The organism is Aliarcobacter vitoriensis (genome assembly GCF_003316695.1).
GTDB classification, from domain to species: domain Bacteria; phylum Campylobacterota; class Campylobacteria; order Campylobacterales; family Arcobacteraceae; genus Aliarcobacter; species Aliarcobacter vitoriensis.
In genome coordinates this window covers 142,287-158,394 of the sequence record NZ_PDKB01000001.1, presented here as the reverse complement: position 1 = coordinate 158,394, position 16,108 = coordinate 142,287, and the positions used below count along the sequence as shown (strand labels likewise).

General features: G+C 27.4%; 20 protein-coding genes. 7 read left to right on the top strand and 13 right to left on the bottom strand.

Annotation, left to right across the window (positions count from 1 at the left end; translation table 11 throughout):
• The first annotated feature begins 4 nt into the window (after positions 1–4).
• A complete protein-coding gene (locus CRU91_RS00770) occupies positions 5–346 on the top strand; it encodes an arsenate reductase family protein (RefSeq protein ID WP_113892422.1) in 342 nt (113 codons plus the stop codon).
• Between the two features lie 37 nt (positions 347–383).
• On the opposite strand, the gene CRU91_RS00765 is transcribed toward CRU91_RS00770, so the two are convergent.
• The 4 genes from CRU91_RS00765 to serB form a co-directional block, all read right to left on the bottom strand.
• Complete coding sequence (locus CRU91_RS00765) at positions 384–785, bottom strand: hypothetical protein (RefSeq protein ID WP_113892420.1); 402 nt, start codon at positions 783–785, stop codon at positions 384–386.
• A gap of 80 nt (positions 786–865) precedes the next feature.
• The gene (locus CRU91_RS00760) at positions 866–2,218 is read right to left on the bottom strand and encodes a class II 3-deoxy-7-phosphoheptulonate synthase (RefSeq protein WP_113892418.1); all 1,353 of its coding nucleotides are present in this window, start codon (positions 2,216–2,218) and stop codon (positions 866–868) included.
• Positions 2,219–2,271: 53 nt separating this feature from the next.
• Positions 2,272–3,264 carry a transaldolase gene (locus tag CRU91_RS00755; RefSeq protein WP_113892415.1) on the bottom strand — a complete coding sequence of 331 codons (993 nt, stop codon included), beginning with the start codon at positions 3,262–3,264 and terminating at the stop codon, positions 2,272–2,274.
• Between the two features lie 3 nt (positions 3,265–3,267).
• Complete coding sequence (gene serB / locus CRU91_RS00750; protein ID WP_113892413.1) at positions 3,268–3,894, bottom strand: phosphoserine phosphatase SerB; 627 nt, start codon at positions 3,892–3,894, stop codon at positions 3,268–3,270.
• Between the two features lie 81 nt (positions 3,895–3,975).
• Between serB and CRU91_RS00745 the strand changes: the two genes are divergently transcribed.
• Positions 3,976–4,890 (top strand): methylenetetrahydrofolate reductase, encoded by a 915-nt coding sequence (locus CRU91_RS00745; RefSeq protein ID WP_113892411.1) that lies wholly within the window; start codon positions 3,976–3,978, stop codon positions 4,888–4,890.
• Entirely contained in the window at positions 4,887–5,270 is a 384-nt protein-coding gene (ruvX, locus tag CRU91_RS00740; RefSeq protein WP_113892409.1) for a Holliday junction resolvase RuvX, read from the top strand. Before CRU91_RS00745 ends, ruvX begins: the two co-directional genes overlap by 4 nt.
• A gap of 107 nt (positions 5,271–5,377) precedes the next feature.
• Here ruvX and acpS read toward each other — a convergent pair whose 3' ends face one another.
• Complete coding sequence (gene acpS / locus CRU91_RS00735; RefSeq protein WP_113892407.1) at positions 5,378–5,740, bottom strand: holo-ACP synthase; 363 nt, start codon at positions 5,738–5,740, stop codon at positions 5,378–5,380.
• Positions 5,741–5,769: 29 nt separating this feature from the next.
• On the opposite strand from acpS, the gene CRU91_RS00730 reads away from it, so the two are divergent.
• Both CRU91_RS00730 and panC read left to right on the top strand, forming a co-directional pair.
• Positions 5,770–6,729 carry an ABC transporter permease gene (locus CRU91_RS00730; protein WP_113892406.1) on the top strand — a complete coding sequence of 320 codons (960 nt, stop codon included), beginning with the start codon at positions 5,770–5,772 and terminating at the stop codon, positions 6,727–6,729.
• A 19-nt stretch (positions 6,730–6,748) separates the two neighbouring features.
• A complete protein-coding gene (gene panC, locus CRU91_RS00725; protein ID WP_113892404.1) occupies positions 6,749–7,567 on the top strand; it encodes a pantoate--beta-alanine ligase in 819 nt (272 codons plus the stop codon).
• Between the two features lie 15 nt (positions 7,568–7,582).
• Here panC and CRU91_RS00720 read toward each other — a convergent pair whose 3' ends face one another.
• Positions 7,583–8,011 (bottom strand): META domain-containing protein, encoded by a 429-nt coding sequence (locus CRU91_RS00720; protein ID WP_113892403.1) that lies wholly within the window; start codon positions 8,009–8,011, stop codon positions 7,583–7,585.
• Positions 8,012–8,127: 116 nt separating this feature from the next.
• Here CRU91_RS00720 and rimO point away from each other — a divergent pair, with 116 nt between their 5' ends.
• Positions 8,128–9,465, top strand: a complete 1,338-nt coding sequence (rimO, locus tag CRU91_RS00715; RefSeq protein ID WP_113892401.1) for a 30S ribosomal protein S12 methylthiotransferase RimO — start codon at positions 8,128–8,130, stop codon at positions 9,463–9,465.
• Positions 9,462–10,442, top strand: a complete 981-nt coding sequence (tilS, locus tag CRU91_RS00710; protein WP_113892398.1) for a tRNA lysidine(34) synthetase TilS — start codon at positions 9,462–9,464, stop codon at positions 10,440–10,442. Before rimO ends, tilS begins: the two co-directional genes overlap by 4 nt.
• On the opposite strand, the gene CRU91_RS00705 is transcribed toward tilS, so the two are convergent.
• From CRU91_RS00705 to CRU91_RS00675, 7 genes are all read right to left on the bottom strand, one after another.
• Positions 10,431–10,700, bottom strand: a complete 270-nt coding sequence (locus CRU91_RS00705) for a hypothetical protein (RefSeq protein ID WP_113892396.1) — start codon at positions 10,698–10,700, stop codon at positions 10,431–10,433. The genes tilS and CRU91_RS00705 overlap by 12 nt on opposite strands.
• Positions 10,676–11,032, bottom strand: a complete 357-nt coding sequence (fliS, locus tag CRU91_RS00700; RefSeq protein ID WP_113892394.1) for a flagellar export chaperone FliS — start codon at positions 11,030–11,032, stop codon at positions 10,676–10,678. Before fliS ends, CRU91_RS00705 begins: the two co-directional genes overlap by 25 nt.
• Before the next feature lie 76 nt (positions 11,033–11,108).
• Positions 11,109–12,449, bottom strand: a complete 1,341-nt coding sequence (fliD, locus tag CRU91_RS00695; RefSeq protein ID WP_113892392.1) for a flagellar filament capping protein FliD — start codon at positions 12,447–12,449, stop codon at positions 11,109–11,111.
• Between the two features lie 21 nt (positions 12,450–12,470).
• Positions 12,471–14,381, bottom strand: coding sequence for a flagellar hook-associated protein FlgK (locus CRU91_RS00690; protein ID WP_113892390.1), 1,911 nt, complete (start codon positions 14,379–14,381; stop codon positions 12,471–12,473).
• A gap of 55 nt (positions 14,382–14,436) precedes the next feature.
• The gene (locus tag CRU91_RS00685; RefSeq protein WP_113892388.1) at positions 14,437–15,144 is read right to left on the bottom strand and encodes a flagellar basal body L-ring protein FlgH; all 708 of its coding nucleotides are present in this window, start codon (positions 15,142–15,144) and stop codon (positions 14,437–14,439) included.
• Positions 15,144–15,491, bottom strand: coding sequence for a hypothetical protein (locus CRU91_RS00680; protein WP_222718362.1), 348 nt, complete (start codon positions 15,489–15,491; stop codon positions 15,144–15,146). Before CRU91_RS00680 ends, CRU91_RS00685 begins: the two co-directional genes overlap by 1 nt.
• Before the next feature lie 87 nt (positions 15,492–15,578).
• Positions 15,579–16,106 carry a flagellar basal body-associated FliL family protein gene (locus CRU91_RS00675; RefSeq protein ID WP_113892384.1) on the bottom strand — a complete coding sequence of 176 codons (528 nt, stop codon included), beginning with the start codon at positions 16,104–16,106 and terminating at the stop codon, positions 15,579–15,581.
• Between the last annotated feature and the right edge of the window lie 2 nt (positions 16,107–16,108).

The following is a 16,108-nucleotide window of genomic DNA, read 5'->3' as shown; positions in this document are numbered from 1 at the left end:
TATTGTGATTACAGTTTATGGTATAAAAACTTGTGGAAGTGTAAGAAATGCTTTAAAATTCTTTAAAGATAACAATATCGAAGTTGAATTTTTTGATTTTAAACAAAAATCACCAACAACTTCTCAAATAAAAAATTGGATAAAAAAAGTTGATATAAATATCCTTTTTAATAGTAAAGGTACAAAATATAAAACTCTAAATTTAAAAGAGTTAAATTTAGATGAAAATAGAAAATATGAATGGCTTTGTAAAGAACCTATGATTTTTAAAAGACCAGTTATTGAATATGGTGATAAGCTTATAGTTGCTTGGGATGAAGAAGAGTATAAAAAGATTTTTTTATAAAAACTAGAAAGAAAAATCTTTCTAGTTTTTATGTGTTTTAATTTTTCAAATTATATATTTGTTTTGATGTTAAAATTATTCTTACCCAATAAATAATCCATACAGAACATCCAACAATTGCACCAATAACTGGTATCCAACTATACAAAAATGCTAAGGCAAAAACCCAACCTATAATTTCTGGGTATTTTATAGTATTTTTTGGTAAATTCAACTCTAACTCTAAAACTTTTGTAGCTTCTAGCATCTTAATATGATATACGATTATAGCTACCACAGACCAAATTGGAATGAGTTGTGTCCAAACCCAAGCTCGATGAATAATAGTGATACCATTATTTTCATCTCTTATTAATTTTACTAGCTTATCTAAACTTAAAAGATAAAATATTATAACTATAAAAATACACAAAACTATAAAAAGAACCAATAATGTCATATTTATTCCTTAAATTATTTTTTAATAATAAAGTTTACAAATATTTATGTTGTATAAAAGGAAAACTATCCTTTTACTAATTATTTTCTAGCCTCTTTTAAAGTATCAGCTATCATAAATGCTAATTCCAAAGCTTGGTCAGCATTTAATCTTGGGTCACATTGAGTATGGTATCTATCAGCTAAACCTGCTTGAGTAATAGCAGCTGATTTACTTCCTGTACACTCTGTAACATTTTGTCCTGTCATCTCAAGATGAATACCTCCAGCATAAGAACCTTGAGCCTTATGAATTTGGAAAAATTGTTTTACTTCACTCAATATTGATTCAAAATCTCTAGTTTTATAACCATTCTCTGCCTTTATTGTATTTCCATGCATTGGATCACTTGACCAAAGAACTTTTTTACCTTCATCTTCAACTTTTTTTAGTAGTTTTGGGAAATGATCAGCTATTTTTTCTGCTCCCATTCTTACAATTAAATTCAATCTTCCAGCTTCATTTTCAGGATTTAATGCATCTATTAATCTTATTAATTCATCTTCTTTCATAGATGGACCAACTTTACAACCAATAGGATTTTTTATACCTCTAAAATACTCTAAATGAGCTCCATCAAGCTCTCTTGTTCTATCTCCAATCCAAAGCATATGTGCCGAACAGTTAAACCAATCTTTTGTTATAGAATCTCTTCTAGTAAGTGATTCTTCATAGTTTAGCAAAAGTGCTTCATGAGATGTAAACAGTGTAGTTTGATTTAATTGTGGAGTATTTTCACTTGTTATTCCACAGGCTTTCATAAATGCCAAACTTTGAGATATTTTATCTGCAAGTTCTTCATATTTTGAACCTAAAGTATTATCTTTTACGAAATCTAAATTCCATAAATGCACTTGATTTAAATCAGCCATTCCACCTCTTGCAAATGCTCTTAAAAGGTTCATAGTTGCTGCACTTTGGTTATATGCTTTTATAAGTTTTTGAGCATCAGGTTCTCTTGCACTACTTGTAAAATCGATATCATTTATAATATCTCCTCTATAAGATGGAAGACTTATACCATTTATATCTTCAAAATCAGAACTTCTAGGTTTTGCAAATTGCCCAGCAACTCGTCCAACTTTTACAACAGGACAACCACCTGAGAAAGTAAGAACAACTGCCATTTGCATAATAACTTTAAATAAATCTTTTATATTTGTAGCATTAAAAGCATTGAAACTTTCTGCACAATCTCCACCTTGAAGTAAAAAAGCTTCACCATTTACAACTTTTGCTAGTTGTTTTTTCAAGTTTAGAGCTTCACCTGCAAAAATCAATGGAGGATATGAAGCTATCTCTTTTTCTACTTGTTTTAAAGCTTCTAAATCATTATAAGTTGGTTGTTGTTTTATAGGGAAATCTCGCCAACTATTTGGTGTCCAATTTTTCATTTTTTTACCTTTATATCTTATCTAATGGATAAATTTTATCCACTGTAACTTAATTAGTGTTTAAGTTTTGACAACAAATCTCTAAAAGAGATTTTGAATGCTTCTAAACCATCTTCCAAAAGTTTTTCATAGACTTTTTTCATATCAATATTTTCTTTCTTTAAGGTTTCAAAATATTTATCACATTCTACTTCACTTACACTTGGTGATGCTTCTTTTTTACCATCTTTTACCCAATCTTCAATAGTTGCTAGAGGTGCAGTATTTACAGAGTTTGGATAAATTAAGTTATCTATATAATAACTTGGATTTAATTCATTACCTTTTACACCTGTACTTGCAAAAAGTGTTCTAATATTTGAATTTTCAAACTTATTTACTTCGTGATAGCATTTTATGGCATTCATAATACCAAGTTTTGAAGTTTGTAAACCTTTTTGGCTTAACTCTTTATCCATTAATCTATCAAATCTTGAAACAAATACTGAAATTACAGCTTTTGTATCTTTGTTTGAATCTTTTATTCCTTCATCTAAAGCTTTTGCACAGTTAATTGCTTGTTCTGGAGAAAAAATCAAAGTTGCATTCACATGTATTCCTCTTGAACTTAACTCTCTCATAGCAATATATCCAGCTTGTGTTGCTGGAACTTTTATCATTACATTATCAGCATTGATTGATTGGTATAATCTTATACCCTCATCAATAGTTGCTGAAGCATCATCACACAAAAGTGGATCAACTTCAATAGAGATGAAACCATCATCACTATTTTTTTTATTTAGATTGTCCAATAAAAAAGCTGCTCTTTTGATATCTGTTAAAGCTAACTCTTCATAGATTGTTTTTTCATTATTTGCTTGAAGCATATCAAGTTGTTGTTTGTAAGCAACAGAACTAGTAATTGATGATTCAAAAATTGCTGGATTTGAAGTTGCTCCGTGGATAATTCCATCTTTTATTATCTCTTGAAATCTATTTTCTAAAAAATCTCTCTCAATAAAATCACACCAAAGTGAATAGTTTATATCTTCTTTTAATCCCATAAATCAAGCCTTTATATAATCTAAAATTTTTGTCAAATCTTTTGTATCAACTACAATATTTGCCTCTTTCTTAAGTATCTCTTTTGCACAAAAAGCCACTCTTGTATCAGCTTTTGCAAACATACTCAAATCATTTGCACCATCTCCACAAACTAAAGTATCTGCTTTACTTATTTGTAAAAGAGATTGTAATCTTTCTATCATATCTCCTTTTGAGTATGAGAACATCATATCTCCACCAACAAGTCCTGTTAAAAAGCCATCTTTTTCATGTAAAATATTTGAAAAATCTGCATCAAGCCCTAATTTTACTTTAGCAGGAGTTGTTCCTAATCTAAAACCACCGCTAAAACAAACTACTTTATAGTTCATTCTTTTTAATTCAGTTATTAACTCATATGAGCCATTCATCAAAGGTAAGTTATTACAAATTTGTACAACTTTATCATAAGGCATACCTTTTAATAAAGATACTCTAGTAGTAAGTGATTCAAAAAAATCAAGTCTTCCACTCATAGCTTCTTCAGTTATTTTTTTTACTTCTTCCCCAACATTATAGGCATCTGCAAGAAAATCTATAGTTTCTCCATCCATAAGTGTTGAGTCAAAATCAAAAACTGCTAATTTCATAAATTATCCCTAATTTTAGTCTTTAAAAGATATAATAATATCTAAATTTAACTAAATAGTTTAAAAGGAAGATATTTTAAAATGTTTGAAACACTCATCAAAAAACTTCAAGAAGACAAGTATTTAACACTTGAAACAACACCTCAACATGAACCATCTATGCACAATATTATTGAAAAGATTAAGAAATTCAAAATTAATGAAAAAGTAGATGGATTTACTTGTACAGATAGTCCTTTAGCAAAATTAAAATATAACTCTTTATTTGCAGCAGTTAAACTTCAACAAGAGTTTAATAAACCAGCTATTGCAACAATGACAATGAGAGATAGAAATAAAATAGCTTTGCAATCTGATTTATTAGGGGCAAATGATTTTGACATAAGAGCAATTTTAGCACTAACAGGAGATCCTGCCAAAATGAGTGACCAACCAAATAGTAAAGGAGTATTTGAAGCAAACTCACTAATGCTTTTAAAGATGATAAAATCTTTTAATTATGGTATGGATTTTGCTGGACGACCTTTTAAAATAGAACCAAAACAAATATTCCCTTTTGGAGTTGTAAACTCTTATGCTAAAAGCTTTGGTTCTTTAGAGAAAAAGATGTTTTTAAAAATACAAAATGGAGCAGTAGGTGTTATCACACAACCAGTTTTTGATATAGAAAATGCAAAAAAATTGCTAGAGAGTTTTGATATAGCAAAAGAAGGTGTGGAAGGTGAAAAGAAAAAAGCACAACTTATTTTTGGACTTTTCCCTATCACAAAACTTAGAACAGCACTATTTTTATCTGCACAAGTTCCAGGTATTCATGTGCCACAATTTTGGATTGATGAGTTAGAAAAGGCTCATAATATAGGAGAAGATGAAGAGTATAAAATCGGAATGAAATTAAGCCGAGATTTATTCAATGATATAAACAAAATTCATCCAAAAATTCATCTTATGACTTCAAACAATAATTTTAACTTAGCAAATGAACTTTTATCTTGAAATTAGCTAGTATTGATGTTGGATTAAAAAGGATTGGGGTTGCTATTTGTTTGACTAGTAATATAGTAACACCTCAAAATGCAATTTTAAGAAAAAATAGAAACCAAGCTGCTGCTGATGTCAATGCCTTTTTAAAAGAGTGGGAAATAGAAAAACTTATAGTTGGATTTCCTACTTCAAGTGAAGATATGCAAAATAGAATAAAACACTTTGTGAATTTACTTGAACTAAAAATTCCTTATGAATTTTGTGAAGAAAATATGAGTTCTATTGAGGCTGAAGATTTAATAAAAGGCGAAATAAAATATAAAAGAGATGGAAGAATAGACTCAATAGCCGCAAAAATTATATTAGATAGATTTTTAACTAAAAATAAATAATATTCAAGATGGATATGTTAGGAGACATTTGGGGTATCCATCTTGAAAAGTTCTTAAATAGATTGTGTAATTCTAATAAATATTTTTTTAATATCATTTGACTTATATCAAATTTTAACTTTTTTTAGACTATTTACAACAACGGCTATTGCAAATCCACCATCGTGAGTAATACTTAGATGTGATTTTTTAATTTTAAATTTTTTTCTTAAATTTTTGCTATATTTTATCTTTGGAGCATTGTTTTTGTCTTTTTTTATTTTTATATCATCAAAAGAACAAATCTCTCCAATTCCAGTTCCTATTGCTTTACTAGCAGCTTCTTTTGCTGCCCAAAATCCAGCAGCTGTTTGATATGATTTTACAAACTCTTGTTCATCTTTATTCAAAAATCTATCATAAAACTTCTCACCAAACTTATCATACATCTTTTTTATTCTATCTATACTTACTATATCTATACCTATCATTTAATCCTATCTTTTGTATAATTTTACCTATGAATATCTTTGTAAAAAAACTATTATACATTATTGTTATGCTATTTATTATTAGCTTAATATCTTTTATTGCTATAAATTTAGCTCCAAACTCATTTTTTGCAAGTGGAGAGTTAAATCCAAATATTACTCCTGAAGCAATAGAACAACTAAAAGCTATATATGGACTTGACAAACCTTTATATATACAGTTTTTTTCATGGATCGCAAATATTTTACAGCTTGATTTTGGTATATCATTTGCAAGTGGAGAAAAAGTAAAAGAAGAAATTTTAAGTAGAATTCCTATAACTTTAACTATAAATATTATCTCTATGTTACTTATTTTTATTATTTCACTATATTTTGGTATAAAATCAGCTACGAAAAAAAATAGTTTTTTTGATAAATTTACAAATCAACTTTCACTTTTAAGTTTTTCAATGCCATCTTTTTATTTGGCTCTTGTTTTAGTATTGATTTTTTCTATAAAATTTGAACTATTCCCAATAGCTGGACTTCATAGTGTAGCAAATGATGGAAGTTTTACTTACTATTTAGATTTTGCTTGGCATTTATTTTTGCCAATATTTATAATAGTTTTTGGCGGGATTGGAAGTTTGATTTTGTATATACGAGCTTTGACAATAGAAATATTAAAAAGTGATTATATATTTTTTGCACGTGCAAGAGGACTAAGCCAAAAAACGATTTTAAGATACTATATTTTACCAAATTTATATCCGCCAGTTATCACACTTTTAGGACTTTCTCTACCAGGAATTATTGGTGGAAGTGTAATACTTGAAACGATATTTTCAATAGATGGTATGGGATTGCTATTTTATCAAAGTGCTTTAAGTCATGATTATCCAGTCATTATGGGAATACTGATAATTGGAGCATTTTTAACATTAATAGGAAATATGTTTGCTGATTTAGTTTTACTAAAATTAAATCCAAATTATGAAGAGAAATAAATTTGAATAAGGAAAAAAATTGGAAGTTATAAAAACAATAGAAGAGTTACAAAATATTAGAAAAAATATAACGAAAAGTGTTGGTTTTGTACCAACAATGGGTGCTTTACATAATGGACATATATCTTTGATAAAAAAGGCAAAAGAAGAAAATGAGATTGTAATTGTATCTATTTTTGTAAATCCAACACAATTTTTACCAAATGAAGATTTAAGCAAATATCCTAGAAAGGATGAAGCTGACATAAAAATTTGTCAAATGTGCAAAGTGGATTATCTTTTTATGCCAGAAGTTTCTACAATGCACACAAATGAAGAAGTTTTAATAAAAGCTCCTCAAAATAGCTATGTTTTAGAAGGTTTCACAAGACCAGGTCATTTTGATGGAGTTTTACAAGTTGTACTAAAATTATTTAACTTAACACAGCCTACAAATGCCTATTTTGGGAAAAAAGATGCTCAACAGTTGGTGCTTATTCAGCAAATGGTAAAAAATCTATTTTTACCAATCAATATTATTCCTTGTGATATTGTAAGAGAAGTTGATGGTTTAGCTCTTAGTTCAAGAAATGTTTATTTGGATAAAACTCAAAGAGAGAATGCTTTGCTTATATCAAAATCACTTTACATGGCTGGTTCGTTAATTGCAAGTGGAGAAAGAAATATCAAAGCGGTAAAAGATAAAATATATAAAATTATGAACTCTTTAGATATAGAATATGTTACCATTGTAGATAAAAATTTCAATGAAATTAATATTATAGAACCATCAAATACAATAATTTTAGTTGTTGTAAGATTTGGAAATGTAAGATTACTTGATAATATTTGGTTATAAAAGAGTATTTTCTAATTACTCTTTTATAAATTTTGCTATTTCTTTATTATTTTGATCAAAAAATCGTAAATTCTTACCATTTATTTCATAACTTTTTACATTACTTAATACACTCGAAAAGTTATGCTCAGTTGTCATATCAGGACACATCATCATTGTACTTCCAGCTTGTGCTAAAGTTAATTTACCATTATCCTCTTTAAAACTAGAGAAGAAATTATTGCATCCTAAATTACCAAATACTCTTCCATCTTCTTCAAAATTAATATTTGCAACTTTTCTATCATTTTTAACATCTACATTGTTTAAAACTAAAGCTTTCCATTTTGTATTTTTTAAAGTTTTCATATTTTCTAATCCATTTTGTTTTGTACTACAAGAAGTCAAAAATAAAGTTGAAATAACTGCAATGAATAATATACTTAAAAAAGATTTTTTTATCATATCTATACTCCGTAAATTAAAAATATATACGATGATAATATCTTATTTTCTATTAATTTACAAAAATAAACGATTATGCTAAAATTCACAAAAAATTATAAATATAAAGTAGATTAATGAAATTTTCAACACAAAAACCAAAGAAAAAACTACATATGGTAAGTCTTGGCTGTACAAAAAACTTAGTTGATAGTGAAGTAATGTTAGGAAGATTGAGTGATTATGAACTAACAGATGATACACAAAATGCTGATGTAATCATAGTAAATACATGTGGATTTATAGATAGTGCAAAACAAGAAAGTATTAATACAATTTTAAATTTACACGAAGATAGAAAAAAAGAATCTGTTTTAGTAATGGCTGGGTGTTTAAGTGAAAGATATAAAGAAGAACTTCAAAGTGAACTTCCTGAAATCGATGTTTTTACAGGGGTTGGAGATTATGACAAAATAGATTTACTTGTAAATGAAAAAAGAAGTAAATTTACAAATGAAGTATTTTTAGCAAGTGAAAATAATGAAAGGGTAATAACAGGTTCTTCATATCACGCTTATGTAAAATTAAGTGAAGGCTGTAATCAAGCCTGTTCATTTTGTGCAATTCCCTCATTTAAAGGAAAACTTCACTCAAGAACTTTACAATCCCTTGTAAAAGAAGTTAAACATCTAGTTTCTAAAGGATTTATTGATTTTTCATTTGTATCGCAAGATTCTTCTTCATATTTACGAGATATGGAAGAAAAAAATGGTCTTGAACTTTTAATTGAAGAAGTTGAAAAAATAGAAGGCATAAAAACAGCTAGAATTTTATATCTTTATCCATCAACAACAACTGTGAGTTTAATAGATAAAATTGCTGATTCTAAAATATTTGTAAACTATTTTGATATGCCCTTACAACATATATCACAAAATATGCTAAAAATTATGAAAAGAGGGAAAGGGGTAGAGAAATTAAATGAGCTTATGAACCATATGAAAAGTAAACCAAACTCTTTTGTAAGAACTACATTTATTGCTGGACATCCAGGTGAAAAAGAAGAAGAGTTTGAAGAACTTTGTAAATATGTAGAAGAGTTCAATTTTGATAGAGCAAATGTATTTTCATATTCAGATGAAGAAGGTACAACTGCTACTTTAAGAGCCGATAAAATAGCACAAGAATTAATTGATGAAAGAGCAGAAATTTTAGGAGAAATAATTGCACAAACTACTCAAATATCCCTAGAAAATGAAATTGGCAAAACTTTTGAAGTTTACATTGATGGAGAAAGTGATGAACATGAATATTTATTAAGTGCTAGAAAAACTATTTGGGCTCCAAATATAGATGGAGAAATTTATATAAATGACAATGAAAGTGAACAAGAGTTGAAATTTGGGCAAGTTTATACTGTAAAAGTAACAGAACTTGCTGGAGATAAACTACTTGCAACAGTTATAAAGTTATGAATTTAGATTTTAGTGTAGTTGAAAAATCAAAAAATCTTTTAGCCTTTTCAGCTGGTATTGATTCTACTGCACTATTTTTCTTACTTTTGGAAAAGAATATTCCTTTTGATATTGCAATAGTAAATTATAATATAAGGAAACAATCCAAAGATGAAATTTTATATGCAAAAGAACTAGCAAAAAAATATAATAAACAAATCTTTATAAAAGATATTCAAACTAAAGATTTATCAAATTTTGAAAAAATTGCTAGAGATATAAGATACAATTTTTTTGAAGAAATTATAAAAGAAAACTCTTATGAAATTTTAATAACTGCTCACCAATTAAATGATAAATTAGAGTGGTTTTTTATGCAACTATCAAAAGGAGCTGGGCTTATTGAACTAATTGGATTTAATAACGTTGAACATAAAGAGAATTACAAAATTTACAAACCACTTTTAAGTATTTCAAAATATGAATTAGAAGTCTTTTTGCAAAAAAATAATATAAAGTATTTTATAGATAATTCAAATTTTGACGAGAAGTATAAAAGAAACTATTTTAGACACAATTTTTCAGATAAATTCTTAGATGAATTTAAACAAGGCGTTATAAATTCATTTAAATATCTTCAAAATGATTTAAACTCTTTAAGTATAAACATAAATCCTATAAAAAAAATTGAAGAATTAGAAATATTTGAAAATCAAAATGATGACAACTTAAATATTAGAATAATAGATAAATCTTTAAAAAGAAGAGGAATAGTGATTAGTTTTTTACAAAGAAAAGAAATTTTAAAACAAAAAGAGATTACTATTTCAGATGAAATAAATATTTCTATTACAAAAGAATTTATCTATATTGCCCCAAAAACTGATATTACAATGAAAAAAGAATTCAAAGAAGAGTGTAGAACAAAAAAAATTCCAAAAAATATAAGAGAATACATTTTTATTAAAAGAATAGAGCTAAAAAGCTTAATTTTTTAAAAAACTTTTCATCTTTTTTATTTTATTGAGTTCAATTCTTGCTACTTCTTGTTGTTGTTTTAAGAACTGTAAATTTTTATAAAATAGTTCTTCAAATCTTAGTAAATCAGAAAGCTCTAAATCTAAATCTTCTATTGCATTATGTGTAAAATTATCATTGTACCAAATAACTAAAGAATTAGCTTTGTCAAACGAATCTAATGAATCTATATAGTTTAACTCATTTAAAATTTTTAAAGATTTGTCTCTTCTTTCCATGCGTCAATCAATCCTTGTGTAACTTTCATAACTTGGTTAATAGAGTTTATATTATCATCAATTCCTGCACTAAAAAGAGTCTCAATTTGATATAAATATAAACCATCTAAATAATAAGACACTTCACCACCATCAAAATCAAGTACATTTCTAAGTTCATCAAAAATTGCAATTGATTTATTTATATATGTAAACTTTTTTTCAACATCACCTTCTTGTATAGCATTTTTTACAAATGAAAGATATTTAATTATCCCTTCATAAAGTTTTAAAACTAAAACATAAGGATCATCTGATATTGCATTTTGTTGATTATATAATTCAATCCCCATAAATATTTAACTCCAGATTAGCATTTTTTCGAGTATATAATATCTTTGCTTAAACACAAGGTGTTATAACACCTTGTTATTTAGAAGCAACTGATTGTTGAATCATCATTTTTAAACTAGAAAATGATGCCTCCATTTGATTTATTATAACACCATATGATGCAAATTGCTGTGCCATTTGAGTATATTTATTTTCAAGTGTTGTTTCTGCAAGCTCTTTATCTTTTTTCATAGCTTCTTCTCTTGAAAGCATATTTAACTCATAATCAATTAAACCTTTTTTAACTCCACTAATACTAATAGTTTCATCAAGTAAAGTAGCTATTCCTTTTTGTTCAGGAACTCCAGCAAATAAATCTTCTAAATCTTTTGTACCATTTTTTATAGATGCTTCAAAATCTTTTGAACTAAAATTTAAATCTCCACTTTTATCATCAAGAGAAAACCCGAAACTAAATAAAGATTTATCACTATTTCCTGTACCAAAAAGATTATTTTTAATTTGTGACAACATATCTCTTAAAGCACCTTTATCTTCAACAGTTGATTCACTTGAATAAATTTCATTTTCTATTTCAGCTCTTAAATCATTATAAGCATTTGCAAAATCTTGCATCTGTTTTGATAAAGTTGTGGTATCATTTTCTATATTAATTGTAGATTCTCCACCAGTTTTTGTAGCAGTTATCTTAAGTCCATCTACAGTAATAGTGTTTGAACTATTTGAGTAATCAACTCCATCAACTTTCATTTTCATATCTTGAGCTTTTAGAACATTATTAGCTTCAACATTCAAACCTAGGTGATTTAAAGCAGTTGCATCTGAACCTTCAAATTTTATTTTATTTGCCTCTCCAGTTTCCATACTTTTTATAGATATTCTAAATTTTCCAGTTGAATCTTCAACTATTGAAGCTTGTACTCCATCAATTTTGTTTATCTCTTTAACTAAATCACTATATGATTTATCTGTTGTATCTATGTTTGTTCCATTGATAGTTAAAGCACCTTGATTTACTTTACTGTCTTTTGTTGTAGTAGTTCCATCAAATTGATTTGTCTGCCAAACATCTTTATTTGCTAATTCTTCAACTTTTACTCTTACTGAACCTACTTTTAAAGCACTTAAATCATCTGAATCAAAAACTACTCCATCACCAGAAACATTTGCACTTTTTTGATTGAAAGCATTTGAACCACTAGATTGATTTAAACTAAATAAACTAACTGCATTCAAAAGGTCATCAACTTTTGTACTAATTTTAGAAATTACCTCTTTTTCAGAAGCAAAATTTTCAAGTTTTTTTTCTAAAGGTTCAACCGTAGCTTTTCTATCAACTGCTTTTAATTTTTCTAACATATCACTATTTAGTGATGCTGCTTGTCCAGAACCTAAACCTAAAATTCCATTTGCCATTTGCTACTCCTTTTATAAAATTTATCTCTTCATACCAAGAAGAGTTTGTATCATTTCATCAACTGCTGTAATAACTTGTGCATTCGCACTAAATGCTGCTTGAAATTTCATTAAATCAATCAACTCATCATCTTTTTTTACACTAACAACATCATTGTATGATGTTCCTAAATTTTGAGATATTGAATCTTGTACTTCATAAGCATACCTAGAATCTTCTCTATCAGAAGATACACCTACTCTTAAATTTCTAAAATATTCAGTTAATGATGTAACATTTTTAGAATCAGGATCTTGTGCTTTACCTTCGAAAGATAAATCTTTCTTCCATTGTATTGAAGCTAAATAATCAAGGTTTTCTTGTTTTAAATCATTTACTGCATTCTTATTGAATTTCAATGTTTTTACACTAGCTCCACTAAATAAATTTAAATCCACAATATCTCCACCATTTGGAGGAAATGGTGAAGTATTGTGTTCGTCTGAAGCATTTCTACCATATACATAATCATCTTGCCCTACTCTAATGTAAGAAGATGTAATATCTGCTAATGTTTGAGCAAAATTATCTAACATATCAAGATAAGATTGAAATTTATTATTTGAATTTGAAGTAGATAAGTTCTCTACTTGTGCTTTTATAGTTCCTGATTTCAAATTCAAATCATGATCCAAAATTCTCAAAACTGTATCAGATTGTGCATCTTTACTTTCTGATTCATTTCTATATATCTTTTCTCTTGAATCTATATCTGTTCCAGTTTTTCTTTCTATACTAAAACTACCTATAAAATCATTTTCTTTACCTTCTATATTTGACTCGATTCTAAGATAATTGTCACTATTTGGATACATAGGAACTTTTTTACCATTTTCTTCTACATATTCTCCATTATATGCTGTTACAACTTTACTCATATTAGGATCATTGTTTATTTTTACCATCATAGCTCTTGTTAAATTATCATTATCAACAACCATCGTAGTTATATTACCATCGCCAAGCCAATCACCTGTAACGCTTTCACCTATTCTTACACTAACAGAAAACTCATTGTTTAGTTTATAAGTAATAACATCATCATTATCATAAGGTGCTTTTGGTGTAAATAATCCATCATCTTCATATTTTAAAGAGTCAAATACTGTTGTAGAACCATCTGCATTTGTTTTTAAGAGATTATATTTATCTACCTGACTAGTTTTTACATCATTTATTTCTATTTGTCTTGAAAATACATCATTGCTTAAAGCTACAACATTACCAATTTTTATCTCATAAAAACCTTGATCTCTATTTATATCAACATCTACATATTTTGATAACTCAAGTTCTAATAAATCTCTTTTATCTAATAAATCATTTACTGAAGGATCATATTTTTCTATTTTTGCATTAGTATCAGCAATCTCTTTTAAAATTTGGTTCACTTTCTTAATATCTGTTGATAATTCTGTTCTCTCTATTGATTGCTGTTTTTGAACACTTGTATACAAATTTTGCAATGATTCAACAACAACTGCACCTTGACTTTGTAAAGCACTTCTATATACTTGAGAACTAGGATTTGTTCTTAAATTTTCAACTGATTGAAAATATCTATTTAAATCTATAGAAAAACCACTATCATTAGTCTCTTTAAAAATAGTTTCAACACCACCTAGCATATTGGTTAATTTATCATAGTAGTTTGCTTTTGTGCTTTCTTGTATAAATTTATCATACATATATTGAGAAGTAACTCTTGAAACTCCATCAAAACTAAGTCCACGTCCAGTTATATGAACACCATATTGACCAATTTCGCTTAAGTTAGCAACTCTTTTTTTATACCCAGGAGTATTTTGATTAGCTTGATTATTACCAACATTGTCTATTGCATATCTTGAACCATGTAGCCCAGTTTGTGCAACACTTAAAGTGGAAAACATATTAACTCCTTTGTATAATCTTTAAAATTATTACATTACATTTCTTAATTTTAGTTTAAAATGGCCATATCGCTCTTAGTATTCTTGTTCCCCATGGTGCTTGTAATATATCTGCTTCAACACCATCTTTCTTATACAATAACTTTAAATTAGCAATTTGTGATGAATTTATAGAATTATCAGATGATATATCATAAGGACGAATAACTCCAGTTATTATGATTTCTTGTTTCTGACCATCTAAAATAACTTCTTTATTACCTTTTATAAAATAGTTCCCATTTTGATAAGTCTCTTCTATTACAGCTGAAATTTTGGTATCAAAATTTTCTTTTACTTCTGTTTTTACTTTTCCTTTATCACTATCACTACTTTGTGTATTAAAATTTACTCCCAGATTTGCATTAAACTTATCAGTAGCATTTCCAACAGCTCCACTTAAATTATTTCCTCCCATAGCAGCAAACATCCCTCCACCATAGTCTGTTTGTCTATCACTTGTTAACTCTCTTTTATTGTCACTTTTTTGAGTTAAACCTTCATTAATTTCAACTTGAATAATATCTCCAATTTGTAAATCTTTTTTATCTGCAAATAATGATGTTCCTTGAACTGAATATAAAGAACCTTTTTTGCTTTTTACTACTGGAATTTCTCTTGGAATTTGTTGTTCTGGTTTTGAAAAATCAATCTCAGGTTGAGATAAAGCACCACAAGCTGTAAAAACAATCGTTATAATAGTTAATAATATAGTTTGTTTCATTATTTTAACCTACTTTTTAAAATATGTTCTATATCTACTACAACTACAACATCATTAAAACTTTTTTTTACTAATGCCATAGCACCGTATCTAATTGTAATAGCCTCAATATTTGTATTTGGTTTAAAAATATACACTATCTTATTTTTTACAATCTTAACATCTTCTATATATTCTTGACCAACCAAATCTACAACTTTTTCAGCTTCTATTAAAATAATTCGTTGAGCATCTTGCTGCTCTTTTACTCTTTTCTCATTTTCAAATTTTATAAGATTTAATTCTTCTTCTTGAGCTTTCTGTAAGTCTAATTTTGCAATATTCTTCTCTTGGTTTAAATATGCCAAATATATTATCCCAAAAAATAGAGAGATAATAAAAAATATTTTTAAAATATTATTACTTTTTTTTCTTTTCTTTATTGCTACTATCATCTATTTTATTACAAATGTAGTAAATAAAATATTACTTACTACATTACTATTTGTCCTTGTAACATAGTTTAAAATATTATTTATCTCACTGATTAGTTCATCTTTTAATTGACTTTTCCCACCAACAGTCAATAACTCCTCAGAACTTCTTGAACTCACTTGAGTGATAACCACATCAGTAATCTCAGCTAAATAATCTTGAACTATTTTTTCAATTGTAGGGTCACTACTTCTAATAGAAAAAGATAACTTCATAATCTTTTCTCTACCTCTTGAATCTGTAAGATTTAAAACTAATTCATTAACATCTGCTTTAAATTTAGCTTCAGCACCAGAAGATTGGTTATTATTCGTTATTGGAATCTCACTTGTTTGTTCACTACTTGAATTAGTATTTGAAATTTTATCTAATAGAAAATATGTCCCACCAGCAACAGCCATTATCAGTACAATTACAAGAACTAATAAAACTATCAATAATCCCTTACCATCTGATGGTTTTTTTACTATTTCATTTTCATCTGCCATTT